This is a genomic window from Flavobacterium palustre (genome assembly GCF_014639535.1).
GTDB lineage: Bacteria > Bacteroidota > Bacteroidia > Flavobacteriales > Flavobacteriaceae > Flavobacterium > Flavobacterium palustre.
Window position 1 is genome coordinate 1 of the sequence record NZ_BMGA01000013.1, and the last position, 26,632, is coordinate 26,632.

The following is a 26,632-nucleotide window of genomic DNA, read 5'->3' on the forward strand; positions in this document are numbered from 1 at the left end:
TTATGGATCATTATTGGCTGTGGGTAGTTATACTATTTACATTCGTGGAGTAAGTAATGCCAACGCTAATTGTATCGGATTTAATTCATTTACATTGACCGTTACTGACGTTCCTGATATTTCATCTACTCCAAAAACTACTTGTGAAGGTTCGAATGTAGATTTGACCACAGGAACAGTTGCGGATGGAAGTACAGTAACTTACCATACAACTCAGGCAGATGCCACAAATGGTGTTAATGCAGTAGGAAATCCTTCTAGTTATGGATCATCATTGGCTGCGGGTAGTTATACTATTTACATTCGTGGAGTAAGTAATACCAACGCTAATTGTATCGGATTTAATTCATTTACATTGACCGTTACAGATGTTCCTGATATTTCATCTACTCCAAAAACTACTTGTGAAGGGTCAAATGTTAATCTGACTACAGGTACTGTTGCCGATGGANGGCAGATGCCACAAATGGTGTTAATGCAATAGGAAATCCTTCTAGTTATGGATCATTATTGGCTGTGGGTAGTTATACTATTTATATTCGAGGAGTAAGTAATGCAAATGCAAATTGTATTGGATTTAGCTCATTCACTGTTACTATAAATCCTCCTCCAACCTGTGAAATTACAGGAGAGCAAACCATTTGTGCAGGAGCTAGTTCTAAATTTACAGCAACAGAAGGTATGTCAAGTTATGCATGGACAGGACCTGGAGGATTTACAGCATCAACTCAGGAAATAACTGTGAGTACTGCAGGTGTGTATGAAGTAACTATTACAGATGCTAATGGATGTCAAAGCACTTGTTCAAGAGAACTTATGCTTGTAGCTTGTGGAGGACCATTATGTACATACACTCAAGGATACTATGGAAATGTAGGAGGAATGTCTTGTGCTCCTGATCCTGAAAATCCTGGAGAATTCAAACAATATACTACAAAAGCACTTATAGAAAGAGCTTTAGAAGCTTATGGTGGTACAATGTATGTGGGTATAAAAGATGTACGTCATGTTTCAATCATGAACACTATGACTGATATTGATGCTGTTATAGCTGTATTACCAGGCGGAGGTATGAGTAAAGCACTTCCTACCGGACCTAATAACGGATTGCATTCAATAAGTAGTTTGCCTCAAAGTCTGTTGAAAGACGGAAGTATTAATAATACGTTATTGGCTCAAACTATTGTATTAGGTTTAAATCTTGGTATTAATTCTAATTTAGGTAATTTTGAATTAGAGGCAGGCACTTTTGCAACCGCAGATTCAGAAGAAGGTTGTGGTTCAGATATTCCTAAAGCACGTTCATGTAATCCTGACGGAACAGTAAATAATGAGTATGAATTCTATAGTATTCCAGCTAATATTGTGACTGCTTTAGGAGGTAATGCAACTGTTCAGGGATTGTATGCTTTAGCAAATCAGGCACTAGGTGGTGGAGATACTAATGGAGTGTCATTGAGTGCTATTGCAGATGTGGTGGATAAAATCAATAATGCTTTTGATGGTTGTAGAATTCCAATGGGATATGGTGTTGAGCCATTAGACTGTCCGGTTATTGAAACTATCACAACGCAATCATTAATGGAAACTAGTTTGGCTGGTTTTGTAGCTTATCCGGTTCCTATAGATGGTCAGTTAACAATTCAATGTACTTTTGATTATACTTCTGATGTGACAATTGAAGTGTTTGATATAAACAATCAATTGATTTATACACAATCACAAGCTCAATGTTCTAATGGTACTGTAATTACATTGAATTATGTTTTTGGTGCTGAAAGTCAAAAAACATATTATGTAAGGCTTACAACTGATAGAGGTTCAGATGTTAAAGATGTGATAACTAAGGCTATGAATTAATTTTAAAAGGAATTCTTTTGAAAAACACCCGTTGACAGCGGGTGTTTTTTTGTTGGGTATTATTATAGATTATAAAAAAAATAAAAATTTCTTGGCAAAATATTTTTTGGCACAATTAATGAATAGCTCCTATTATAACCTTAACCTTTTAAAAATTTATTGTCATGAAAAAAATAGTTACACTTTTCGCTTTTGTTAGTTTTTTCGCTTTAACAAGTTGCACCACTACTGAGGAATATTATGATGGAGAAGATTATGATACTATAGGAACTACTTATGAGAATCAGATTGGATATAATTTTTCTAGTAGCAATGATTATAGTTTTGGATTTAATTTTCCTCAACGATTAGTAGAATCTGACGTTGTTTTAGTTTATCGTTACGATGGAGAAGATAATTCAGGGCGACCTGTATGGCAAGCTTTACCAGAGACTTATTATTTTGATAATGGAACAAGAGATTTTTCTTTTAAGTATATTTTTACTCGTGATTATGTTGATATTTATCTAGATGGGAATGATCGTTCTACTATTTCGGCAGATTATAGATTGAATCAATATTTTAGAATTGTTGTAGTTCCTGCTGATTTTGCAATCTCTATGGATACGAGTAATTATAATGAAGTAGTGAATGCTTTGAAATTATCTGAAAATCAGGTGCAAAAAGTAAAATTGTAATGTTTCAGTAAAAAGCATAAAAAAAGGAAATCGAGAGATTTCCTTTTTTTATGCTTTTTTATTTGTGTTTGTCTTTTTGAATGGAGACAATAATTCCGGTGAGGAGAGCAACTGCTATAAATGAAAGGGAAACCCATTCCGGCAGGTTCACAAATTTGTGAAAAATCATTTTGAATCCTACAAAACTTAAAATAGCGATTAAGCTGTATTCCAGATAACTGAATTTTTCAAGCATATTGGCCAAAAAGAAATACATAGAACGCAATCCTAAAATGGCAAAAATATTAGAGCTAAATACAAGAAAGGGATCTGATGTTATAGCAAGAATTGCCGGAACGCTGTCTAAGGCAAAAATAATATCCATAACCTCAATAAGAATTAAGGCTACAAATAGCGGTGTTGCGGTATTGACGTTGTTGATTTTTATAAAAAAATGCTCGCCGTCTATTTTAGTTGTAACAGGGGTTAGTTTTTTTAGGTATTTGTATATTACAGAATTGTGAGGATTGTATTCGTGATCTTCTTTTGTAACCAGCATCTTGATAGCAGTGTAAATCAAAAAAGCGCCAAACAGATAGGTTGTCCAGGCAAATTTATTGATAATCATTACACCAAAATAAATCATAAGGCCTCTAAATGTGATGGCTCCAATGATTCCCCAAAACAAGACACGGTGTTGGTATTTTTTTGGAATTCTAAAAGAAGAAAAAATAATCGCAATTACAAAAATATTATCAATGCTTAACGAAAGTTCGATAAGGTATCCCGTGATATACTTTATTGTAGCGGCCATGGGTTTTAATTGGTCAGGGTTTGCTACATAGTTGTTGTTGTACAGCCAATAAACTACAGCTGAAAATAGAAAAGACATCGAAACCCATATTCCGGTCCATTTTCCGGCTTCTTTAGAGCTGATTTCATGAGGCGTTTTGTTAAAAACTCCTAAGTCTAAAGCCAGAAATAATAAAATAGCACTGATAAAGCAAATCCAAACGATCATGATTTTTGTTTTTGTGTTTTTGCAAAGATAGTTCTTTGCGACTTACTTTTGATACAAAAAAAGTGCTTCCATTTCTGAAAGCACTTTTGATTTTATAGAGAAGAAATTACAATGCAGATTTAACTGTTTTGATAATTCTTGCAGCAATTTTGTATGGATCACCGTTAGAAGCTGGTCTTCTGTCTTCTAACCATCCTTTCCATCCTTTTTGAACAGTCATTAAAGGAATACGGATAGAACATCCTCTGTCAGATACTCCGTAAGAGAAATCGTTGATAGAAGCAGTTTCGTGTTTACCAGTTAAACGTTGGTCGTTGTAAGCTCCGTAAACTGCAATGTGTTCAGCAACAACCGGACGGAAAGCTTCACAGATTTTCTCATAAACTTCTTGAGAACCACATGTTCTTAATACTTCGTTAGAGAAGTTAGCGTGCATACCAGAACCATTCCAGTCCATATCTTTTCCTAGTGGTTTTGGGTGGTATTCGATATAGTAACCATATTTTTCAGTCAAACGATCTAATAAATATCTTGCAACCCAGATTTCATCACCTGCTTTTTTAGCTCCTTTAGCAAATAATTGGAATTCCCATTGTCCGCAAGCAACCTCTTGGTTGATTCCTTCAAAGTTGATTCCTGCAGCAATACATAAGTTAGCGTGCTCTTCAACTAAGTTTCTTCCGTGAGTGTTTTTACCACCTACTGAGCAGTAGTACATACCTTGTGGTGCAGGGTATCCACCTACAGGGAATCCTAAAGGCAATTGAGTTTTAGTATCCATGATGAAGTATTCTTGTTCGAATCCAAACCAGAAATCATCATTGTCATCATCAATAGTAGCTCTTCCGTTAGAAGCATGTGGAGTTCCATCAGCATTCATAACTTCACACATTACTAAGTATCCGTTGATACGATCTGGATCTGGATAAATAGCTACAGGTACTAAAAGACAATCAGATGAACCACCTTCAGCTTGTTTTGTAGAAGAACCGTCAAAAGACCAGTTTCCTAATTCTTCTAAAGTTCCTTGAAAGTTTTCGTGCTCTTCAACTTTTGTTTTACTTCTAAGGTTTTGAGTTGGTTCGTATCCATCTAACCAAAGGTACTCTAACTTTATTTTTGCCATAATAATTATAAATTAATTTTCTTGATTTAAACTGTGGTGCAAATATAGAATATTTTTTTTAGTGCTGAAAACCTTGGGGTGTCTTTTGTTTAGATAGCTGTTATTTTTCACATTACTATATTTTGGTAGGGGGTATATTTAAAAAATAGCAATTTTGAAGCTAAATAAAATGCAATTTGATAATGGCTGGGCAGGCTATTTTTAGTGTGAGATTCTTTATCTTTGTGTTTTTTAATTATAAAATTGATTATTAACAGTTTAATAAATACCTTAATAATGTCAACAATACGTTTTCAGGCACTAAGAGAGGCTTCTAATAGAAAAGCCGTTCATTTTGAAGAAACCAATAGAAAATCAAGCATTTTTGGAACCAATGTTTTTAACGAAAAGGCAATGAAGCAATATTTGACTTCAGATGCTTTTAAGGCGGTTCAGGGTGCTATTGAACATGGGACAAAAATAGACAGAAAACTGGCAGATTATATCGCTATGGGAATGAAAGAGTGGGCTTTGTCTAAAGGAGTTACTCATTATACACACTGGTTTCAGCCGTTGACTGGGACAACCGCTGAGAAGCACGATGCTTTTTTTGAAACTTCGTATGATGGTGGCGATCCAGTAGAAAAATTTGGGGGAGCACAATTGGTTCAGCAAGAGCCGGATGCTTCCAGTTTTCCAAACGGAGGAATAAGAAACACTTTTGAAGCCCGTGGATATACCGCATGGGATCCTACATCGCCGGCATTTATTTATGGTACAACTTTATGTATTCCTACTGTTTTTATTTCTTATACAGGAGAAGCTTTAGATAATAAAATTCCTTTGTTGAGAGCTTTGGCGGTAATGGATGAGGCAGCTACTGAGGTGTGTCGTTATTTTGATAAAAATGTTAAAAAAGTAACAGCAACGTTGGGTTGGGAGCAGGAGTATTTCCTGGTAGATAAAGCATTAGCACATTCCCGTCCTGATTTGATGATGACAGGTAGGACATTATTAGGACATACTTCTGCTAAAGGGCAGCAATTAGACGATCATTATTTTGGTTCGATTCCTACTCGCGCCTTGACTTATATGCGTGATTTGGAACAGGAATGTATGCTATTGGGAATTCCGGTTAAAACCCGTCATAATGAGGTAGCGCCAAACCAATTTGAGTTGGCACCTATTTTCGAAGAAACCAATTTGGCTGTGGATCATAACTGTCTTTTAATGGATATTATGCAAAAAGTAGCCGAACGTCATGATTTTAAAGTGTTGTTGCACGAAAAACCTTTTAAAGGAGTAAATGGTTCCGGAAAACACAACAACTGGTCATTGGCAACTGATACCGGAGTGAATCTTTTGAGTCCGAGTAAAACCCCAATGAGTAATTTGCAGTTCTTAACTTTCTTTATTAACACTATTAAAGCCGTAAATGATTATGAGGAATTGTTGCGCGCTTCGATTGCAACGGCCAGTAACGATCATCGTTTAGGTGCTAATGAAGCGCCACCGGCAATTATTTCGGTATTTATTGGGGAACAATTGACTAAGGTTTTGGCTGAATTAGAAAGTGTAACTACTGGAAAATTATCTCCTGAGGAAAAAACCGATTTGAAACTGAATGTAGTTGGTAAAATCCCCGAAGTAATTTTGGATAATACCGATAGAAACCGAACTTCGCCTTTTGCTTTTACAGGTAATAAATTCGAGTTTAGAGCAGTAGGTTCTTCTGCAAACTGTTCCAATGCGATGACTACTTTGAATACTATTGTTGCTAAGCAATTAAGAGATTTTAAAGTAGAAGTTGATGCTTTGATTGATTCGAAGGCAATGAAAAAAGACGATGCGATTTTTAATGTTTTAAGAGAATATATTAAGGTTTCAAAAGATATTCTTTTTGAAGGCGATGGTTACAGCGATGCCTGGGAAAAAGAAGCAAAGAAAAGAGGTTTGAGTAATTATAAAACTACTCCTGAAGCTTTGAAAGCCAGAGCGTCAAAAAGAGCATTGGATTTATTTTCTGAATTAGGAATTATGAATCATGTGGAGGTAGAGGCACGTTACGAAATTGAATTGGAAGAATACACTAAGAAAATCCAAATTGAAAGCAGGGTTTTAGGTGATATTTCTAAAAATCATGTGATTCCAACAGCTATTCGCTACCAAAATACTTTGATTGAAAATGTAAAAGGGTTGAAGGATATTTTTGGAAACGAATTCGAATCCATTGCTAAAGAGCAAATAGGTTTGATTAAAGAAATTTCTACACATATCGAAGGCATTAATGCCAAAGTAGAAGAAATGCGAAACGAAAGAAAAAATGCAAATGCTTTGAATAATGCTCAAAAAACAGCTGAAGCGTATTGCAACAAAGTAAAACCGTATTTCGAAATCATTAGAAATCATTGTGATAAATTAGAATTATTGGTAGATAATGAATTATGGACATTAACTAAATACAGAGAGTTGTTGTTTACAAAATAATATATTAGTTAAAGGTATGGGGTAGAGGTTAAAAGTTAGAGTCTGTATGGCGATGCTTCTAACCTCTAACTTTTAACCTCTAACTTCTAAAAAATAATTATCTTTGCCGCAAAATCAAGTTGTTTAGCAACTACACAAATACAATTCATGAGTTCAGATACTTCAAAAAGATACGCACAGCGTGGTGTTTCGGCATCCAAAGAAGATGTACATAATGCGATAAAAAATATTGATAAAGGATTGTTTCCTAAAGCTTTTTGCAAAATTGTTCCTGATTATCTAACCCAGGACGAAGATTATTGTCTTATCATGCACGCTGACGGAGCAGGAACTAAATCTTCTTTAGCATACATGTACTGGAAAGAAACCGGAGATATTTCAGTTTGGAAAGGTATTGCACAAGATGCGTTAATTATGAATATTGACGATTTGTTGTGTGTAGGAGCAACTGATAATATTTTACTTTCTTCCACAATTGGAAGAAATAAAAATTTAATTCCAGCTGAAGTAATCTCAGCTATTATCAATGGAACAGAAGAGTTAATTCAGGAATTAGCTTCTTTTGGTGTGAGCATTCATTCTACAGGAGGAGAAACTGCTGATGTGGGTGATATCGTTCGTACCATTATTGTAGATTCGACTGTTACGGCTCGAATGAAACGTTCTAAAGTTATTGATAATGCGAATATTCAGGCTGGAGATGTAATTGTAGGATTAGAATCTTTCGGTCAGGCTTCTTATGAAAAAAGCTATAATGGCGGAATGGGAAGTAACGGATTAACATCCGCACGTCATGATGTTTTTGGGAAATATTTGGCAACCAAATATCCTGAAAGTTATGATGCTGCCGTTCCTGAGGAATTAATTTATTCCGGTCAGGTTCAGTTGACTGATGCGGTTGAAAATTCTCCAATCGATGCCGGACAATTAGTGCTTTCGCCAACACGTACTTACGCACCAATTATCAAGAAAATTTTAGATCAATATTCTTCTGATGAAATTCACGGTATGGTTCACTGTAGTGGTGGAGCACAAACTAAGATTTTGCATTTTGTAGATAATTTACATATTATAAAAGACAATTTGTTCCCGGTTCCTCCATTGTTTAAATTAATTCAGGAGCAATCAAAAACAGATTGGAAAGAAATGTATCAGGTATTCAACTGCGGACACCGTATGGAATTATACGTTCCGGAAGCCGTAGCTCAGGATATTATTGCAATTTCAAAATCATTCAACGTTAACGCGCAAATCGTTGGTAGAGTTGAAGCTGCTGAAATTAAAAAGTTAACTATTTCCAGCGAATACGGAACTTTCGAATATTAATCTAAATGCCGGGTATTGATTGATTTTAATCTTTCAATTTTTTAATCTTTCAATTTTTACAGATGTACGAACTAGTTTTTTGGAAATATTTAGAAGAGGTTTATTTAAACCATCAGGAAGTTTATGAAGCTATTGATGAACAGGAATTCATTGAAGGTTTAGAAGAACTTCCTATTCAGTTAATAATAAGCCGAATAGCTTCTGTTTTTTCCAAATGGGAAAGAGTAGATGATAACAGCTGGAAAAATAAAGATGGAGTAGGTGCTTTTCAGGTAAAAGCCACTTCGCAAATTGTACAGATAGATTGTTATGGGACTCAGGGAAAAACTATGGATAAATTAGTAGATATTATGGAAGAATTCAAATGTCCGCTTTATGATCCTCAAATTCCTGCCCGTTATGACGAAATGTACGAGGAAGAGTAAACGATAAAAAAAAGTTTATAAAGAGGTAAGTACAACCTCCGACAATACCACAAACAAAAATGCCTCCGCAATTGGGAGGCATTTTTTAGTTTATCCTGAATTTATTTTTTATGGCAACAACTCTTTTTTGAAGAGGAGTGTTGTTGGATAAATTTACCATTCGCATCGTAATGAGATAAGCAGGCTGCTTTTTGAGCTGGAGTACATTTTAAGCTGTCACACATTTTTGCACATTCTTCTTTAGTCATAGTTGCGCATTTACTGATGTCGCAATGTCCCATCATAACGACATTATGATGCTCACAGTTTTTATTAGTACAACCCTTGGCAACACATTCTTCTGCAGACATCGACGTGCATTTGCCGCTTGCTGTACAACAAGAAGCTTTATCCGAAATAGTATGGCTTCCATTACCTAAAATAGGAGCAATTACCAAACCTATCAAGCAAGTTAGTTTTATTAAAATATTCATTGAAGGTCCTGAAGTGTCTTTAAAAGGATCTCCAACGGTGTCTCCGGTTACGGCAGCTTTATGTGCATCAGAACCTTTATAAGTCATATCGCCATTAATCATTACTCCGGCTTCAAAAGATTTCTTAGCATTATCCCAGGCACCTCCGGCATTGTTTTGAAATACGGCCCAAAGCACTCCTGAAACCGTAACTCCGGCCATATAGCCTCCAAGCATTTCAGCAATTAATTGATTGTTACCTCCATAAACTAATTTTCCTAAGAGTACAATTGCAATTGGAAAACCAATAGTTAAAACTCCTGGCAGCATCATTTCGCGCAAAGCGGCTTTAGTCGAAATATCCACACATTTAGCATATTCCGGTTTTGCTGTTCCTTCCATAATTCCCGGAATTTCCTTAAACTGACGACGCACTTCATACACCATATCCATTGCTGCTTTTCCAACCGAATTCATTGCTAATGCTGAAAAAACTACGGGAATCATTCCGCCTACAAACAACATAGCCAAAACAGGTGCTTTGAAAATATTAATTCCGTCGATTCCTGTGAAAGTTACATAAGCCGCAAACAAAGCCAGTGAAGTTAATGCTGCAGAAGCAATCGCAAATCCTTTTCCGGTAGCGGCAGTTGTATTTCCAACGGAATCTAAAATATCTGTTCTGGTACGAACTTCTTTTGGTAATTCACTCATTTCGGCAATTCCTCCCGCATTGTCAGATATTGGTCCAAAAGCATCAATGGCTAATTGCATGGCTGTGGTAGCCATCATAGCCGAAGCAGCCAAAGCCACTCCGTAAAAACCAGCCAAGGCGTACGAAGTCCAGATTGCTCCGGCAAATAATAAAACCGTAGGGAAAGTCGAAACCATTCCGGTTGCTAAACCTGCAATTACATTCGTCCCAGCTCCTGTACTTGATTTTTGAACAATGGCCATAACGGGTTTTGTTCCTAAACCTGTATAATATTCGGTTACTGAAGAAATTACACCTCCTACAATTAATCCGATAATAGTAGCATAGAAAACCCGCATCGAAGAAATTTCCTGACTTCCTTCACCAAAAAATTCCATTGTCATGGTTTGAGGCAGCATGTATTGTACTAAAAAGAAGCAGCTAATTGCCGTTAAAATAATTGCTGCCCAATTTCCGATATTCAATGCTTTTTGCACTTGTGCTTCTTTAGCATTATCATCGGTTATTTTTACTAACATTGTTCCGATGATAGAAAATAAAATTCCAAAACCGGCTATTGACATAGGTAGTAAAATAGGTCCAATACCGCCAAAAGCATCCTGGATACTGCCACCCATATCTTTGATAACGTAATTTCCTAAAACCATAGCTGCCAAAACGGTTGCCACATAAGAACCAAACAAATCGGCTCCCATTCCGGCAACATCGCCTACATTGTCCCCAACGTTGTCTGCAATAGTAGCGGGATTTCGAGGGTCATCTTCAGGAATTCCTGCTTCAACTTTACCAACTAAATCAGCTCCAACATCGGCGGCTTTGGTATAAATTCCGCCTCCCACTCTGGCAAATAAAGCGATAGATTCTGCTCCTAAAGAAAAACCAGCTAAGGTTTCTAGAACAACAGTCATGTCATCAATAGAAGTCCATGTACCACCCATAAAAAAGTGAAAGAAAAAGATAAAAAAGGAAGTTAGTCCTAAAACCGCCAGACCGGCTACGCCTAAACCCATTACGGTTCCGCCTCCAAAAGAAACTTTCAAGGCCTGAGGTAAACTGCTACGAGCTGCCTGTGTGGTTCTTACATTGGTTTTGGTTGCTATTTTCATTCCCATATTCCCTGCCAGAGCTGAAAACAAGGCTCCAATAACAAAGGCGACAACAATTAGTAAATGTGTTTTAACTCCTGGTAGAAAAGTAATTCCTGCCAAAACAATACTGGCAAAAAAAACAAAAACGGCCAATAATCGGTATTCCGCTTTTAAAAATGCCAGAGCACCTTCATAAATAAAATCGGAGATCGAAGCCATTTTACCATCGCCGGCGTCTTGTTTTAAAACCCAGGCTCTTTTTAAAAGCATAAAAGCAAGTCCAATTAATGCCATAAAAACAGGCACCCAAATCATAATTGTATTCATAAATTCGTTTTTGGTTAAGGTTAATAATCAACAGCATACAAACGAATTTAAACAAAAAAGCAATACTCTTGACGGAGTATTGCTTTTTTTACAAATTTATAACCTAAAAATTATTTAATGCTAAATAATCCTTCTGGTTTGTTTTCGATTGCGTTAAAACGGTCAGAGCATTCTTTGATAATCGCTTTTGCTTCAGCTAAATCTCCCCAACCTTCAACATCTACTTTTTTGTTTTCAAGATCTTTATATACCTGGAAGAAATGCTCGATTTCTTTCAATAAGTGAGGATTCACATCTGATAAATCATTTAATGAATTCCAAATTGGATCAGAAACTGGTACACAAATAACTTTTTCATCTGGTCCTTTATCATCTGCCATGTGGAAAACACCAATTGGTTTTACTTCCATAACACATCCAGGGAAAGTAGGCTCGTTTACTAAAACCAATACGTCTAACGGATCTCCGTCTAAAGCTAAAGTTTCAGGAATAAATCCGTAATCAGCAGGATACATCATTGAAGAGAATAACATTCTGTCAAAACGCATTCTTTTAATTTCAAAATCGTATTCGTATTTGTTTCTACTTCCTCTTGGGATTTCGATTAACACATCGAAAGTGTTTATTTTGTCTGCAGTCATTTTATTTATTGTCTTAAGTTGATTTAATTTGGGCACAAAAGTAACTCAAATCCTTATTTATAACAAAACATTTGTTTTAGATTTCGTGATTTTTAGAAATAAAATCCAAAGGAGCCTTTCACGGAAAATTTCTGCGTATCAGGGGTATTCAAATAATTTCCTCTCCAGGTAAAATCAATTCGAAATACTTTGAAAATATTGCCTATTCCGGCACTATATTCCCAATATACATCTTCGGGAGCGGCATACACTAAGCCGGAAGCATTGATGGCTCTGCTGGCATCTGAGATAGTTCCGTAAACGGCTTTTGCGCCTATTATTTCTCTCCAGTTTAATTTTCTCATAAATGGAATTCTTGAAAAAACACGTCCTCCAAAATTATGTTCCCATTGTAGCGTAGCGTATTGATCGGCAACAAATTCGTAAAAATTAAGGTTGTTAAAAGTGTTTTCTATAGAAGAATAGGATTGGTTTCCGGGAATTACACTCATCAACCCCAGCGGAATTGTTCCAAAAGTTTTACCTAATTCCAAAGTAAGATTTGTGCGTCCTAATGGACCAATAATAATAGGCTGTCTGTAGTACAATTGCAATTTGTCATACTTGAAATCACTGTCAAACAAGCCTTTGAAACCGTGACTGTAATTGATGTAAAAGCGACTAAAAGGACTGTCAACAGTGCTTCTTTCCACTCCGTAACCAATCATTTTTCGGTTTGGAGCTAATTCTACCTGTAGATTAACTTCTGATTGTTTGACATCACTTCTTGTAGTGGTTTGACTTGCATCAGTATAATAATCCAATTTAAAAGTGTCAGATGCTGATTCTAACGTTCGGTATGAAAATCCCATTTGGAACATCAGGTTTTTTACAGGTTCTATTTCAACTGACAAATTAGATAAATTAATGTTAGTTAACTTTCCGTTATTTCCTGTTGAAACTAATGAAGATGAAGCAAAACTTCTGCCTAAAACATCATTTGTAGTGGTTAAACTGGCGCCTATTTGTTCCACATCTCGTCTGTTTCCACCTGAAATGATAATTCGGTTTTTCTTATCTACCATCCATTTTCCTGATAATCCATATTTGAATTTATGATCGTCAAATCCATAAGCGGTATATCCTTGTAAACGCCAGGTGTCGTTAGGACCAAAATAAGTTCTTCCTCCGGTTCTTATTCGGATTCCTTCTACTTCATTGTAACCAAAAGTAGAAAATATCGGGCCGTAATCAAAATGTCCAAATTGAACATATCCGCTTCCTAAAATAGAAACCAAATTATATAATTGCTTGAATTTCTTGACTGTTTGCAAGGTGTCCAGCATTTTGTAAATCCCTTTTTCGTCTTTGTTTAGGTTTTCAAAACGATTGTCATCCCAGTATTTTTCTGATCTGTTGTAAACTTCATTATCAATATAATTAACCTCTTCTTTGTAAAAAGCAGCAGGTTTTTCGACATTGAATTTGTGATTTTGATACAGGGTGGTGCGTTTTCCATATACCCCTTTAGACTCATCTTTTTTATTCAAGGCAAAGTCTGACATCATGTGGTCACGGGTTAACAGAAATACAGAGTCGTTTTCTACTTCAAATTCCTGTTCGATATAAATGTCTTTTACCCAGTTAATATTGGCGCTTTTGGTTACAGCCATATTGATTTTTTTGATGGCAAAAGTGGTGTCGTTTACCCAAAAATCACCTTTAAAAGTCAGTTCGTTTTTACGTCTTGGATAAAACAGAATGTTGTAACACCATTTTTTATCAATAAAAGCACTGTCTCTAAGAACATAACTATAGACATCTATACCTGTTTTTGATAACGGACTGGTGAAGCTTTTGTCAAAAAAAGTAAGGTGGTTATTGTAAATATCGTAATTTGAATACAAGTCTTTTATGAAAGATAAAATTTGCTGATTATCACTAAATCCGGAGTTTTTATTCGCCTTTAGTTGCTCTTTTACCTTGTTTGTTTTATTGTTTCCATATACCTCCATCAGTGATTCATTGATGAAAATGGGCAGATAAGTTTTTCCAGTAACTCTTGAGGTATCAATATGTTTAAAAACAAATTCCATTCCTTTAAAGATTTTGTTTTTCATAAAAGCACTATCAATAGTATTCATGTCAAATTCTACTTTTTCGTACTTCTCCATTTGATAGTAATCAAATTGGTACAAACCATTTTTTCGCTTTCTTTCCCAGATTTTTCTAAGAATATCTAATGCGGGATTGTTCTTTTTAGAGGTCTTTCCGGAATAGATAACAACCTCTTTTAATTCTTCCATATCCTTTAGCAGTACCTTAAAATTATAATTTACTGCTTTGTCCAAAGTGATTTCTGTATCTGAGAATCCAACTGAGGTTACTAATAAAGTAGTGTAAGTGGAAGGTGATTCGATATAAAAGCGTCCGTCTTCATTAGACATAACGCCCATATTTGAGCCTTTGAAAACGATATTCGCAAAAGGAACGGGCTGGTTTGATTTATCTACCACTATACCGCTCACTTTTGTTTGAGCAAAAAGTGTTGTAAAGACAGATAAAATAAAAAACAAACCTGATAATATGTACTTCTTATTCATGTGGTAGATTTAAAAAAAAAGCTTCATCAAACTAACGTAAGATGAAGCCTCAATAGTATTTGTTATGTATTATTTATACAATACTTTCTTTACCGCTTTCACAACATCAGCTGCATTTGGCAACCAGTCTTTTAATAACACTGGAGAATATGGTGCCGGAGCATCGGCAGTTGTGATTCTTTGAATTGGTGCATCAAGGAAATCAAAAGCTTGTTCCTGAACAATGTAAGTAATCTCAGAAGAAATACTCGCAAATGGCCATGCCTCTTCAAGGATAACCAAACGGTTTGTTTTCTTAACTGATTTTAAGATGGCTTCGTTATCCATTGGACGAACAGTTCTTAAATCGATAATCTCACAAGAAATTCCTTCTTTAGCTAATTCATCAGCAGCGATAAAAGCTTCTTTGATGATTTTTCCAAAAGAAACAATAGTTACATCAGTTCCTTCTCTTTTGATGTCAGCAACTCCAATTGGAATTACATATTCTCCGTCAGGTACTTCGCCTTTGTCACCGTACATTTGCTCTGATTCCATGAAAATAACCGGGTCATTATCACGAATAGCTGATTTTAAAAGTCCTTTAGCATCATAAGGAGTAGAAGGTACAATCACTTTTAACCCAGGAGTGTTAGCAAACCAGTTTTCTAATGCCTGAGAGTGAGTAGCTCCTAATTGACCTGCAGAAGCAGTTGGTCCGCGAAAAACGATAGGCACATTAAATTGTCCACCTGTCATTTGACGCATTTTAGCAGCGTTATTTATAATTTGATCAATACCTACTAAACAGAAGTTGAAAGTCATGTATTCTACAATAGGACGACATCCGTTCATTGCAGATCCTACTGCAATTCCTGTAAAACCAAGTTCAGCAATTGGAGTATCAATTACTCTTTTTTCACCAAATTCAGCCAGCATTCCTTTTGAAGCTTTGTATGCTCCATTGTATTCTGCAACTTCTTCGCCCATTAAATATATGGATTCATCGTGACGCATTTCTTCGCTCATCGCTTCGCAAATGGCCTCTCTAAATTGTATTGTTCTCATATTATATTGTATGTTGAATTTTCTGAAGAGCAAAAATAAATATTTTAAACCATTTAAAACACAAATTAACTTAAATAATCCTCCATAAATTCTAACATCTTAGATTAGGTATGTGAATATCTCGTATTTATTCTGTTATTTTACACTAATCAAACAAATAAAAACAATATTACAGGAATGCTAAGTAGTTATTCATGTCAAATTATTCGAAATATTGTTCTAATTTTGTAACTCATTTTTACCAATTTTATAAATATCCAAACATGAAAATACTAGTTTGCATCAGTCATGTTCCTGATACTACCTCAAAAATTAACTTTACAAATGCTGATACCGAATTTGATACTAACGGCGTACAATATGTAATCAATCCTAATGACGAATTTGGTTTAACTCGTGCCATTTGGTTCCAAGAACAACAAGGTGCTACGGTAACTGTAGTAAATGTGGGCGGACCGGAAACTGAACCTACATTAAGAAAAGCATTGGCTATTGGAGCTAACGACGCTATTCGTATCAATGCGAATCCTACTGATGGATTTTTTGTGGCCAAACAATTAGCCGAAGTTATTAAATCAGGAGCTTATGATTTAATTATTGCCGGAAAAGAATCTTTAGATTATAATGGAGGAATGGTTCCGGGAATGATTGCTGGCATTTTAGGATACAACTTCTTAAATTCATGTATCAACATTACTGTTGATGGTACCAATGTAAAAGCAGTTCGTGAAATTGACGGTGGAAAAGAAACTGTTGCTACTTCATTACCTCTAATTATTGGTGGACAAAAAGGAATTGTAGAAGAAAAAGATTTGCGTATTCCAAACATGAGAGGAATCATGACTGCGAGAACAAAAGCATTAAATGTTATTGAACCGATTGATGCTACTGTAAACACCAAAGCGGTAAGATTTGAAAAACCGGCTCCGAAATCAGCAATAAAAATGGTTTCCCCGGATAATTTAGACGAATTAATCGACTTATTACACAACGAAGCAAAAGTTATTTAGTATTCAGTTTTAAAATCTGAAATCAATACCGATAGCTATCGGTACGTTAATCTAAAAATCGAATATCATCATGTCAATATTAATATATGCAGAATCTGCAGAAGGAAAATTTAAAAAAGTAGCATTCGAAATCGCTTCTTACGCAAAAAAAGTAGCGGAATCTTTAGGAACTACAGTAACTGCTCTAACTATAAACACTGAAAACGTTACTGAATTATCAAAATACGGAGTTGACAAAGTTTTAAAAGTAAACAACGACAAATTAGCTGGTTTTAATGCTAAAGCTTATGCTGATGTTATCAAACAAGCAGCTCAACAGGAAAATACAAAATTGGTTGTTTTGTCTTCCAGCACTGATAGTATCTATCTTTCTTCACTGGTAGCAGTGAGTTTAGAAGCCGGTTTTGCTTCAAATGTAGTAGGATTGCCTGTGAATACAGCTCCTTTTCAAGTAAAAAGAAATGCTTTTTCTAACAAAGCATTCAATATAACCGAAATCAATACCGACGTAAAAGTAATTGGTCTGGCTAAAAACTCTTATGGTATTTTCGAAAATGCTTCTACCTTAACAGAAGAAGCTTTTAATCCAAGCATTGGTGACAATGATTTTGGAATCAAAGTAGAATCGGTTGAAAAATCATCAGGAAAAGTATCTATTGCTGATGCTGATATTGTAGTTTCAGGAGGACGCGGATTAAAAGGGCCTGAAAATTGGAACTTAATCGAAGATTTAGCTGCAGTTCTTGGAGGCGCAACAGCCTGTTCAAAACCGGTTTCCGACTTAGGCTGGAGACCACACGCAGAACACGTAGGACAAACAGGAAAACCGGTTGCAACTAATTTATACATTGCCGTTGGGATTTCAGGTGCTATCCAACACATCGCCGGAATTAATGCTTCAAAAGTAAAAGTGGTTATCAATACCGATCCGGAAGCACCTTTCTTTAAAGTAGCCGACTACGGAATTGTAGGTGATGCTTTTGATGTAGTGCCAAAATTAATAGAAAAACTAAAGGCATATAAGGCGCAAAACGCTTAATACTTTAACTCCTTATTAAAATAATTCTGCCTAATAAAATAAGATAATCGTATCTTTGCTTATTGGCAGAATTTTTAATTAATATTGCAGCCTAAAACGAGCCAACAAAATTAAAATTTTAAAAAACGATACTTTTTCATTTCAACAATTATGAGCTTAGTCAAATTATCCATAAAAGGAATTTCATACAGCCAAACACAAAATGGAGCCTATGCTTTGATTTTGAATGAAGTAGATGGCGAAAGAAAACTACCTATCGTAATAGGAGCTTTCGAAGCGCAATCTATTGCTATTGCTTTAGAAAAAGAGATCAAGCCGCCACGTCCGTTAACTCATGATTTGTTTAAAAATTTTGCAGAACGCTTTGATATCGTTGTCAAACAAGTCATTATTCATAAACTTGTTGACGGAGTGTTTTATTCCAGTATTATTTGTGAAAGAGATAAAATAGAAGAAATAATAGACGCCAGAACTTCTGATGCTATTGCATTAGCCCTGCGTTTTAATGCTCCTATTTTTACTTATAAAAATATTCTTGACAAAGCGGGAATCTATTTAAAAACAAATCCATCAGAAACGGATAAAGAAAATCAGCCGATGGACGATGTTATTTCGAATCCGGAATCTTTTACTGCTGAAGCCGAAAGTGGTCGCGCTTACATTAAATACAGTCTTCAGGAATTAAACGATTTATTAATTCAGGCCGTAGAGCAGGAAGACTATGAAAAAGCAGCCAAGATAAGAGACGAAATTTCAAAAAGAGAATCGTAGTTTATTTGCTTATTTGTTAATTCGAATAACCAAATTACCAAATTACCAAATCCACAAATTACCATTAGAAATGAAGCAATATTTAGATTTAGTAAAACACGTTATGGAAAACGGCTGCCAAAAAGGCGACCGAACAGGAACCGGAACTAAAAGTGTATTTGGTTATCAAATGCGTTTTGATTTAAGCGAAGGTTTTCCAATGGTTACCACCAAAAAACTACATCTTAAATCAATTATCTATGAATTGCTTTGGTTTTTAAAAGGAGAAACTAATATCAGTTACCTTAAAGAACATAATGTGAAAATTTGGGATGCCTGGGCTGATAAAAACGGGGATTTAGGTCCTGTTTATGGTCATCAATGGCGTAATTGGAACAGTGAAGAAATAGACCAGATTTCGGATTTAATCAAAGAATTGAAAACCAATCCAAATAGTCGAAGAATGCTGGTTTCGGCATGGAATCCTTCGGTATTACCGGATACTACGAAATCATTTGAAGAAAATGTAGCCAATAACAAAGCGGCCTTGCCTCCTTGTCATGCTTTCTTTCAATTTTATGTAGCCGATGGAAAATTATCCTGTCAGCTCTACCAAAGAAGTGCCGACATCTTTTTAGGAGTTCCGTTCAATATTGCTTCTTACGCATTATTAACCATGATGATTGCACAGGTGTGTGACCTTCAAGTTGGAGAATTTATTCACACTTTTGGCGATGCACACATCTATAATAATCATTTTGAGCAATTGGAATTACAACTGTCGCGTGAACCAAAACCATTACCAAAGATGATTTTAAATCCTGAGATTAAAAACATCTTTGATTTTGATTATGATGATTTTACTTTAGTAGGCTACGAACCGCACGAAACCATAAAAGGAAATGTAGCAGTTTAAAACTATCAAAATTGCAAAAAATCAAATTCCAAATTCCAAACCTAATAATTGGAATTTGGGATTTTTTTAATTGGAATTTCAAAAAAAATAGCGTTTTAGATTAAACCTCTAAAACGCTATTTTCTGTTCCTGCAAATTCATTCCATTTAAAAGAATCAGCTTCACTTTCGTTTACATATTCTCCGTCAATTAAATACTTGAATTCGTAAGCAGCATCTTTATCTAAATCAAAAACACCTTTAAAAGTACCATTTTTTAATTTACTTAAAGTGCCTTCTTCGGCATTCCAATTATTAAAATCACCAATAACTGAAACCTGAGTCGCTTCTTTAGCCTCAATAGAAAATGTAACTTTACAAACTGGTTTTGACTTTACAAACTGTTTTTTAATTGGCATAACTATTTCATTTTTAGATTTATGAGACAAAGTAAAACATTTTAATCGAAGTTTAGATGCTCTAAAGTAAGTTTTAGGATAATGCTTAATAAACTGTTAAAAACAAGCCAATTCATCAAATTTAAAAGCTTAATATTTTTAAAATACAAAAAAGCAAGAGTGTAAAACCTAAATATTCTATAGTGTAAATAAGCATTTCCAAATTAAATTTTATCTTTATAGTCAAAAAAAAGCAGCCTATGAAAACCGAACAGTATGAATTGTACGAATACGCCAGAAAACGTATCACACAAAAAAAAAGAGTTTATTTTCATTTTGTGGTATTGTTTTTAGCCAGTTTATTTTTATTTGTTTCTACTGAAGTTTTTCACTTTAATGAAGATGCAAATTGGCATATTTGGTTAATTACAGCCTGGTTATTTTTATTTATTTTGCATTTTATCAAAGTTTTTATTACCGACCGTTTTATGAGTAAAACTTGGGAAAAAGAACAAATCGATCGATTAGTTGCACTACAGGAAAAAAAGATAGCTGAATTAAATGATCAAATCAACGAAGAATCTTCTACAAAATAAAAACTAATGATTACAATGATTGCTGCCGCTGCCCAAAACAAGGCACTGGGAAAAGACAACCAATTGATTTGGCATTTGCCTAACGATTTCAAACGATTTAAAAGCCTGACAACGGGTCATCATATTATAATGGGTAGAAAAACTTTTGAAAGTTTTCCCAAACCACTTCCTAATCGTACACACATTATAATCACGCGTCAGGCTAATTATCAGGCAGCCGAAGGTTGTATTGTAGTAGATAGTATCGAAAAAGCAATCGAAAAATGTCCGGAAGGTGAGGAGTCTTTTATTATTGGAGGAGGTGAAATCTACCAATTGGCATTGCCTTTTTCAGATAAAATTGAACTTACTGTGGTACATCATAATTTTGAAGCCGATGCCTTTTTTCCCGAAATAGAACCCGAAGACTGGGAATTAATAAGTAGTGAATTTCAAGCTAAAGATGAAAAGCATCTTTACGATTACAGTTTTGATACTTATATCAGAAAACAAAAAAGCTTGTCAGAAATATAATTTTCAAACAGTCTGTTTGTTGTAGTTTTGATGTGAATTTTGTCAAGTATCAAAATCTACTGATACGAATTTGATTCCAGGCTTTTCATAGCTTTGAATAACGGTAAATATCTGATTACGATATATTTAACTCTGTTTTAAGTTTGGAATTCGTAACTTTAAGAGAAAATAGGGTTATGAAAAATTTTGCAATTAAACTTGTATGCTTAACCACGGCTTATGTATTTGTATTTGCAGCTTTGAACCAAATGAATGTCAATATACGAATACTGTTGTTGATGCACAGTATAGGATTTATTTTAATACCATTTATGACCTATACTGTTTTGACTGATAACTACAAAACCAATAAAACTTTTAAAGATTGGTACGAAGATCACACAATAAAAACTTTAGACGAAGACGAATAAAAAAAAGTCCCGATTCAATCGGGACTTTTCTGTTATTTCTCTCTGATATAAATATCGATTGGAACTCCTGAGAAATCCCAGTTTTCTCTAATTTTATTCTCCAGGTAACGTTTGTACGGTTCTTTAACATATTGCGGCAAGTTAGCGAAAAACACAAACTGAGGTGTTGGTGATGGCAACTGCATGCAATATTTAATTTTTACATACTTACCTTTTGTTGCCGGTGGCGGATAAGCTTCAATTACTTTCAACATAAATTCGTTGAATTTTGAAGTTGGAATACGTTGCTGACGGTTTTCGAATACTTGTACCGAAGCTTCCAAAGCTTTCAATAAACGTTGTTTAGTCAATGCTGATACAAAAAGAATTGGCACATCGGTAAATGGCATTAATTCTTTCTTGATTTTTTCAGCATAATCACGGGTTGACATGGTGTCTTTTTCAACCAAATCCCATTTGTTTACCAAAATCACCACTCCTTTACGGTTTTTTTGAGCCAGCCAGAAAATATTTTGATCCTGACTTTCAAAGCCGCGGGTTGCATCAATCACCAAAATACAGATATCGGCATGTTCAATAGCACGCACCGAACGCATTACTGAATAAAATTCTAAATCTTCCTTAACCTTCGCTTTACGACGAATTCCCGCTGTATCAACCAGGTTGAATTCGAAACCAAAACGGTCAAATTTGGTATCAATAGCATCACGGGTTGTTCCTGCAATGTCAGTAACCATAAATCGGTCTTTACCAATCAAAGCATTGATAAAGCTTGATTTTCCGGCATTAGGACGCCCTACTACTGCAAAACGGGGTAAGATGGTTTCTTCTTTTGTTGGTTCCGGTTTTTCTGGGAAAGCATCAATCAAAGCATCCAATAAATCTCCGGTACCACTTCCGGAAATACTGGCAAACGTATAATAATCTCCTAGTCCAAGATTGTAAAATTCTACTGCGTCTTTCTCGCGCATGGCGTTGTCAACCTTATTTACTGCCAGTAAAACGGGCTTAGTTACTTTGCGTAACAACTTCGCCACTGTCTCGTCCATAGGAGTAATTCCCTCTTCAACATCAACCACAAAAATAATAACATCAGCTTCGTCGATAGCTAATTCTACTTGCTTGCGAATCTCACCTTCAAAAACATCATCACTTCCGCGAATATATCCACCGGTATCAATTACCGAAAATTCTTTTCCGTTCCACTCGCTTTTTCCGTAGTTCCTGTCTCTGGTAACACCCGAAACCGAATCTACAATAGCTTCTCTTCTTTGTATCAGCCTATTAAAAAGGGTTGATTTCCCTACATTAGGTCTTCCTACTATCGCAACAATGTTATTCATTTCTTTCTTTTTTTGATTTCGGATTTCAGATTTCAGACTTCAATTTCCTTGAAATCATGTCTCTTACAATCCAAAATACCGTATTTTAATTTTTTGCAAAGGTACACTTTTAGTTTACAGTATTCAGTATTAAATATTCAGTAATTATAATACCGTAAACTGATTACTACTAACTGACCACTGCGTACTATTTTTGATTATAACCAAAGCGTTTCAGCATATTAGTATTACTTCTCCAGTTTTTGTTGACCTTCACATATAATTCAATGTGAATTTGTTTTCCAAAGAACTTTTCTAAATCTACTCGGGCATCCATTCCTACTTTCTTCAAAGCTGCTCCCTTGTGACCAATAATGATTCCTTTTTGAGTATCGCGTTCCACCATAATCAAAGAACGAATTCTAATAATTGTATCTGTTTCAACAAACTCCTCGGTTACAATTTCTACGGCATACGGAATCTCTTTGCTGTAATTCAATAAGATTTTCTCGCGAATGATTTCGTTTACAAAAAAACGTTCCGGCTTATCCGTCAATTGATCTTTTGGATAATAAGCAGGTGATTCTGGTAATAACGAAATGATTCTTTGAAAAACTTCCGGTACATTGAAATTTTGCAAAGCCGAAATAGGATAGATCTCCGCATTAGGTACTTTTTCAGTCCAAAAAGCTACTTGTTGTTCTAATTGTTCCTGATTTGAATTGTCAATTTTATTCAATAATAATAGGACAGGAATTTTAGCATGAATGATTTTATTGAAAAAAGCTTCGTCTTTTAAATCCTGTTCACCAATTTCAACCATATAAATCAGAACATCCGCATCTTCAAAAGCTGACTTTACAAAATCCATCATTGATTCCTGCATTTCATAAGCCGGCTTAATAATTCCGGGAGTATCAGATAGAACCATTTGAAAATCATCTCCGTTTACAATCCCCAGAATTCTATGACGCGTTGTTTGTGCTTTAGAAGTAATAATAGACAATCTTTCCCCTACAAAGGCATTCATTAAGGTTGATTTACCAACATTTGGATTCCCTATAATATTTACAAAACCTGCTTTATGTGCTGTCATTTTATTTAATTTAATGCGGCAAAGGTAGTCATATCAAGCCAATAGACGAAATAAAAAGATTTTTTAAAATTCAGGGTTGTAAATGTGGAATTTATTTGTATCTTTGCACCCGAAACATCGCGGGATAGAGCAGTAGGCAGCTCGTCGGGCTCATAACCCGAAGGTCACAGGTTCGAGTCCTGTTCCCGCTACTAAGTTAATTTTACTGAGATTACCAAACGCACATCGCGGGATAGAGCAGTAGGCAGCTCGTCGGGCTCATAACCCGAAGGTCACAGGTTCGAGTCCTGTTCCCGCTACTAAGCCAATCATTTTGATTGGCTTTTTTTATATCTAATTTTTATGGAAAATGAATTTGTTGTTTATATTTTATATTCTGAAAAATTCAAAAAGACCTATGTCGGTTACACTTCAACTCTATTAGAACGATTCAAATCTCATAATCAATTAGCAACAAAAGGGTATACTATAAAATTCAGACCTTGGAAAGTAATTCATGTCGAATTTTTCTCCTCTAAATCTGAAGCGATGAAAAGAGAAAAACATTTAAAAACAGGAATTGGTCGTGATTTTATTAAATCTTTAATCAATTAAAATATGTTTGGGTTTATATCCGCCGCGGCGGACACAGGTTCGAGTCCTGTTCCCGCTACTAAGAAGCTTCAGAGAAATCTGGAGCTTTTTTTTGTTGTAATCAGTTTTTGGTCTTTGGTGAAAAAATAACAAAGCCACTAATTTAATCGAAATTAAAAATAGTGGCTTTGGTTTTGTTTAGGTAAGGCTTATTTGTAATAAGAAAATGTTTCGTTGTTTTCTATTTTAAGTATTGTTTCGTAGATTAAACGAATTACATTTTCAACATCTTCTTTGTGTACCATTTCAACTGTGGTGTGCATATAGCGCAATGGAAGTGAAATCAGGGCAGAAGCTACTCCGCCATTGCTGTAAGCAAAAGCATCGGTATCGGTTCCTGTAACACGCGAAGAAGCTAATCGTTGAAAAGGAATTTTCTTTTCTTCGGCAGTGTCAATAATTAAATCTCTTAAATTATTTTGTACAGCCGGTGCGTAAGTGATAACCGGACCTTTTCCAATTTTAGTTTCTCCTTCGATTTTTTTATCAATCATTGGGGTAGTAGAATCATGACAAACATCTGTAATGATGGCTACGTTTGGTTTTATGGTTTGAGTAATCATTTCGGCGCCACGAAGTCCTACTTCTTCCTGGACAGCATTCGTTATGTATAATCCAAATGGTAATTTTTTCTTGTTTTCGTGCAAAAGTCTTGCTACTTCAGCAATCATAAAACCTCCCATGCGGTTGTCAATAGCGCGACAAACAAATTTATTTTCGTTCAAGACAATAAATTCATCAGGGTAAGTAATTACACAACCTACGTGAACGCCTAGTTTTTCTACTTGTTCTTTAGTTTCGCAACCTAAATCAATAAAGATATTACTGATTTTAGGGTTTTCTTCTTTGTCTCTGTTTCGGGTATGAATAGCAGGCCATCCAAAAACGCCTTTTATAATTCCGTTTTTAGTGTGGATGTTAACACGTTTTGATGGAGCAATTTGATGGTCAGAACCGCCGTTTCTGATTACATAAATCAAACCGTCTTCGGTGATGTAGTTTACGTACCAGGAAATTTCATCGGCATGACCTTCGATCACTACTTTGAAAGGGGCGTTAGGATTGATGATTCCTACTGCTGTTCCGTAGGTGTCGGTTATAAAAGTGTCAACATACGGCTTAAGGTATTCCATCCATATTTTTTGCCCGCTGCTTTCGTAGCCTGTTGGTGAGGCATTATTAAGGTAGCTTTCTAAAAAAGCCATTGAATCATTGTTTAGTATTGACTGAGTGCTCATAAAATATTTTTTTGCTAAAATATAAATTTGCTATTACAGTTGCATAGATATTGTATAATTTTACAGCAAAATATTGCCTTTATGAAATCTGTTTGTTTAATATTCTTTTTGTTGGTATCATTTTATGGTTTTGGTCAGGGTGTAGTTCCTTATGATCCAAATGCTATGGGGTATGTGTTGACGGAGAAAGACAGTGTGTTGAGTGATACGATAAGGTTGCCTGAGATTATTATTTCAAATGAAAAACTGGATCCTGAAGCTAAAAAGCAATATCTTATTTTGCAAAGTCGTGTTTATAGAACTTATCCTTATGCTAAATTGGCTGCAGATAGACTGGTAAATTTGAATAAGGGGATGGCTCGACTTAATTCTGAAAGGGAAAAGAAAAGATATTTTAAAATTGTAGAAGACTATCTTACTAATGAGTTTGAGGCTAGACTGAAAAAATTATCCCGTAGTCAGGGGCGTATTCTGGTAAGGTTAATTCATCGTCAAACGGGTACGACAACTTATGAGTTGATTAAGACATTAAAAAGTGGTTGGAAAGCTTTTTGGTCTAATACAGCTGCAAGTATGTTTGATATTGATTTGAAATCGCAATATGCGCCTTTTGAGTCTAATGAAGATTATCTTATAGAAAATATTCTTAAAGAGGCGTTTGAAACGGGTCGATTGTCTAATCAACCGGCTGCGACTCCTGTAGATGTGGATAAGTTAAATGAATATTGGGATTCTAAATTATCTAAAAAGCCTTAAGTTTTAATTGTTCCTTTAATATATAAGAAGCTCGTACTGTATTATAGTATGAGCTTTTTTTTATTGGTAGCTCTTTCCTGCTCCCGATAGCTATCGGGATGCTATAGCTTCTGCGCTGAACACCGGTGCAGGAGGCTGTTGCTGCTATCAGGGCTAGGTGATTGGGGTTGAAACAACTTTTTGTTCTCTAAATTTTAGAAAAACCCTTCGTGAATCTCTGTGTTTTCTTAGTGAACCTTTGTGGA

25 protein-coding genes and 2 tRNA genes are annotated in these 26,632 nt (G+C 35.3%); 17 read left to right on the plus strand and 10 right to left on the minus strand.

Annotated elements, in window-relative coordinates; all coding sequences use genetic code 11:
* Window positions 1-19: 19 nt before the first annotated feature.
* The 3 genes from IEV84_RS16645 (at window position 20) to IEV84_RS16035 (ending at window position 2,537) form a co-directional block, all read left to right on the plus strand.
* Window positions 20-484, plus strand: coding sequence for an FIDD domain-containing protein (locus tag IEV84_RS16645; protein WP_505661226.1), 465 nt, complete (start codon window positions 20-22; stop codon window positions 482-484).
* Between the two features lie 32 nt (window positions 485-516).
* Window positions 517-1,860, plus strand: a complete 1,344-nt coding sequence (locus tag IEV84_RS16030; protein ID WP_188495772.1) for a T9SS type A sorting domain-containing protein — start codon at window positions 517-519, stop codon at window positions 1,858-1,860.
* Window positions 1,861-2,024: 164 nt separating this feature from the next.
* Window positions 2,025-2,537: a hypothetical protein gene (locus tag IEV84_RS16035; RefSeq protein ID WP_188495774.1), complete on the plus strand. Its 513-nt coding sequence runs from the start codon at window positions 2,025-2,027 to the stop codon at window positions 2,535-2,537.
* 58 nt (window positions 2,538-2,595) lie between these two features.
* On the opposite strand, the gene IEV84_RS16040 is transcribed toward IEV84_RS16035, so the two are convergent.
* The gene (locus IEV84_RS16040) at window positions 2,596-3,537 is read right to left on the minus strand and encodes a TerC family protein (RefSeq protein ID WP_188495776.1); all 942 of its coding nucleotides are present in this window, start codon (window positions 3,535-3,537) and stop codon (window positions 2,596-2,598) included.
* Window positions 3,538-3,643: 106 nt separating this feature from the next.
* Window positions 3,644-4,663 (minus strand): glutamine synthetase beta-grasp domain-containing protein, encoded by a 1,020-nt coding sequence (locus tag IEV84_RS16045; RefSeq protein ID WP_188495778.1) that lies wholly within the window; start codon window positions 4,661-4,663, stop codon window positions 3,644-3,646.
* 276 nt (window positions 4,664-4,939) lie between these two features.
* Here IEV84_RS16045 and IEV84_RS16050 point away from each other — a divergent pair, with 276 nt between their 5' ends.
* The 3 genes from IEV84_RS16050 to IEV84_RS16060 all read left to right on the plus strand — a co-directional run bounded on the left by IEV84_RS16050 (window position 4,940) and on the right by IEV84_RS16060 (window position 8,880).
* Complete coding sequence (locus tag IEV84_RS16050) at window positions 4,940-7,129, plus strand: glutamine synthetase III family protein (protein WP_188495779.1); 2,190 nt, start codon at window positions 4,940-4,942, stop codon at window positions 7,127-7,129.
* A 147-nt stretch (window positions 7,130-7,276) separates the two neighbouring features.
* Window positions 7,277-8,455 (plus strand): AIR synthase related protein, encoded by a 1,179-nt coding sequence (locus IEV84_RS16055; RefSeq protein WP_188495780.1) that lies wholly within the window; start codon window positions 7,277-7,279, stop codon window positions 8,453-8,455.
* Between the two features lie 62 nt (window positions 8,456-8,517).
* Window positions 8,518-8,880, plus strand: coding sequence for a hypothetical protein (locus IEV84_RS16060; RefSeq protein WP_188495781.1), 363 nt, complete (start codon window positions 8,518-8,520; stop codon window positions 8,878-8,880).
* Window positions 8,881-8,981: 101 nt separating this feature from the next.
* Here IEV84_RS16060 and IEV84_RS16065 read toward each other — a convergent pair whose 3' ends face one another.
* From IEV84_RS16065 to IEV84_RS16080, 4 genes are all read right to left on the minus strand, one after another.
* Window positions 8,982-11,462 (minus strand): sodium-translocating pyrophosphatase, encoded by a 2,481-nt coding sequence (locus IEV84_RS16065; protein ID WP_188495782.1) that lies wholly within the window; start codon window positions 11,460-11,462, stop codon window positions 8,982-8,984.
* 110 nt (window positions 11,463-11,572) lie between these two features.
* Entirely contained in the window at window positions 11,573-12,103 is a 531-nt protein-coding gene (locus IEV84_RS16070) for an inorganic diphosphatase (RefSeq protein ID WP_188495783.1), read from the minus strand.
* Between the two features lie 92 nt (window positions 12,104-12,195).
* Window positions 12,196-14,685, minus strand: coding sequence for a DUF5686 family protein (locus tag IEV84_RS16075; RefSeq protein ID WP_188495784.1), 2,490 nt, complete (start codon window positions 14,683-14,685; stop codon window positions 12,196-12,198).
* Between the two features lie 69 nt (window positions 14,686-14,754).
* The gene (locus tag IEV84_RS16080; protein WP_188495785.1) at window positions 14,755-15,732 is read right to left on the minus strand and encodes a pyruvate dehydrogenase complex E1 component subunit beta; all 978 of its coding nucleotides are present in this window, start codon (window positions 15,730-15,732) and stop codon (window positions 14,755-14,757) included.
* 263 nt (window positions 15,733-15,995) lie between these two features.
* Here IEV84_RS16080 and IEV84_RS16085 point away from each other — a divergent pair, with 263 nt between their 5' ends.
* The 4 genes from IEV84_RS16085 (at window position 15,996) to IEV84_RS16100 (ending at window position 19,447) form a co-directional block, all read left to right on the plus strand.
* Window positions 15,996-16,742: an electron transfer flavoprotein subunit beta/FixA family protein gene (locus IEV84_RS16085; protein ID WP_188495787.1), complete on the plus strand. Its 747-nt coding sequence runs from the start codon at window positions 15,996-15,998 to the stop codon at window positions 16,740-16,742.
* A gap of 70 nt (window positions 16,743-16,812) precedes the next feature.
* The gene (locus IEV84_RS16090) at window positions 16,813-17,781 is read left to right on the plus strand and encodes an electron transfer flavoprotein subunit alpha/FixB family protein (RefSeq protein WP_188495789.1); all 969 of its coding nucleotides are present in this window, start codon (window positions 16,813-16,815) and stop codon (window positions 17,779-17,781) included.
* Window positions 17,782-17,931: 150 nt separating this feature from the next.
* Window positions 17,932-18,552, plus strand: coding sequence for a bifunctional nuclease family protein (locus IEV84_RS16095; RefSeq protein ID WP_188495791.1), 621 nt, complete (start codon window positions 17,932-17,934; stop codon window positions 18,550-18,552).
* A gap of 70 nt (window positions 18,553-18,622) precedes the next feature.
* Window positions 18,623-19,447, plus strand: coding sequence for a thymidylate synthase (locus tag IEV84_RS16100; protein WP_188495792.1), 825 nt, complete (start codon window positions 18,623-18,625; stop codon window positions 19,445-19,447).
* Between the two features lie 100 nt (window positions 19,448-19,547).
* Here the strand turns inward: IEV84_RS16100 and IEV84_RS16105 are convergent, their stop codons facing one another.
* Window positions 19,548-19,844, minus strand: a complete 297-nt coding sequence (locus IEV84_RS16105; protein WP_188495793.1) for an isoamylase early set domain-containing protein — start codon at window positions 19,842-19,844, stop codon at window positions 19,548-19,550.
* A 239-nt stretch (window positions 19,845-20,083) separates the two neighbouring features.
* On the opposite strand from IEV84_RS16105, the gene IEV84_RS16110 reads away from it, so the two are divergent.
* From IEV84_RS16110 to IEV84_RS16120, 3 genes are all read left to right on the plus strand, one after another.
* On the plus strand, window positions 20,084-20,419 hold the full coding sequence (locus IEV84_RS16110) for a 2TM domain-containing protein (protein WP_188495794.1): 336 nt from the start codon (window positions 20,084-20,086) through the stop codon (window positions 20,417-20,419).
* 6 nt (window positions 20,420-20,425) lie between these two features.
* Entirely contained in the window at window positions 20,426-20,932 is a 507-nt protein-coding gene (locus IEV84_RS16115; protein WP_188495795.1) for a dihydrofolate reductase, read from the plus strand.
* A 176-nt stretch (window positions 20,933-21,108) separates the two neighbouring features.
* Complete coding sequence (locus IEV84_RS16120) at window positions 21,109-21,342, plus strand: hypothetical protein (protein ID WP_188495796.1); 234 nt, start codon at window positions 21,109-21,111, stop codon at window positions 21,340-21,342.
* Window positions 21,343-21,374: 32 nt separating this feature from the next.
* Here the strand turns inward: IEV84_RS16120 and der are convergent, their stop codons facing one another.
* Together der and era are read right to left on the minus strand one after the other, a co-directional pair.
* Complete coding sequence (der, locus tag IEV84_RS16125) at window positions 21,375-22,685, minus strand: ribosome biogenesis GTPase Der (RefSeq protein ID WP_188495797.1); 1,311 nt, start codon at window positions 22,683-22,685, stop codon at window positions 21,375-21,377.
* Between the two features lie 187 nt (window positions 22,686-22,872).
* On the minus strand, window positions 22,873-23,760 hold the full coding sequence (gene era / locus IEV84_RS16130; protein ID WP_188495798.1) for a GTPase Era: 888 nt from the start codon (window positions 23,758-23,760) through the stop codon (window positions 22,873-22,875).
* A 118-nt stretch (window positions 23,761-23,878) separates the two neighbouring features.
* On the opposite strand from era, the gene IEV84_RS16135 reads away from it, so the two are divergent.
* The 3 genes from IEV84_RS16135 to IEV84_RS16145 all read left to right on the plus strand — a co-directional run bounded on the left by IEV84_RS16135 (window position 23,879) and on the right by IEV84_RS16145 (window position 24,354).
* A tRNA-Met gene (locus tag IEV84_RS16135) sits at window positions 23,879-23,951 on the plus strand.
* Between the two features lie 35 nt (window positions 23,952-23,986).
* Window positions 23,987-24,059, plus strand: a tRNA-Met gene (locus IEV84_RS16140).
* Between the two features lie 43 nt (window positions 24,060-24,102).
* The gene (locus IEV84_RS16145) at window positions 24,103-24,354 is read left to right on the plus strand and encodes a GIY-YIG nuclease family protein (protein WP_188495800.1); all 252 of its coding nucleotides are present in this window, start codon (window positions 24,103-24,105) and stop codon (window positions 24,352-24,354) included.
* 188 nt (window positions 24,355-24,542) lie between these two features.
* Here the strand turns inward: IEV84_RS16145 and IEV84_RS16150 are convergent, their stop codons facing one another.
* Window positions 24,543-25,631 (minus strand): M42 family metallopeptidase, encoded by a 1,089-nt coding sequence (locus IEV84_RS16150; RefSeq protein ID WP_188495802.1) that lies wholly within the window; start codon window positions 25,629-25,631, stop codon window positions 24,543-24,545.
* An 81-nt stretch (window positions 25,632-25,712) separates the two neighbouring features.
* Here IEV84_RS16150 and IEV84_RS16155 point away from each other — a divergent pair, with 81 nt between their 5' ends.
* On the plus strand, window positions 25,713-26,387 hold the full coding sequence (locus IEV84_RS16155; RefSeq protein WP_188495804.1) for a DUF4294 domain-containing protein: 675 nt from the start codon (window positions 25,713-25,715) through the stop codon (window positions 26,385-26,387).
* Window positions 26,388-26,632: the final 245 nt, after the last annotated feature.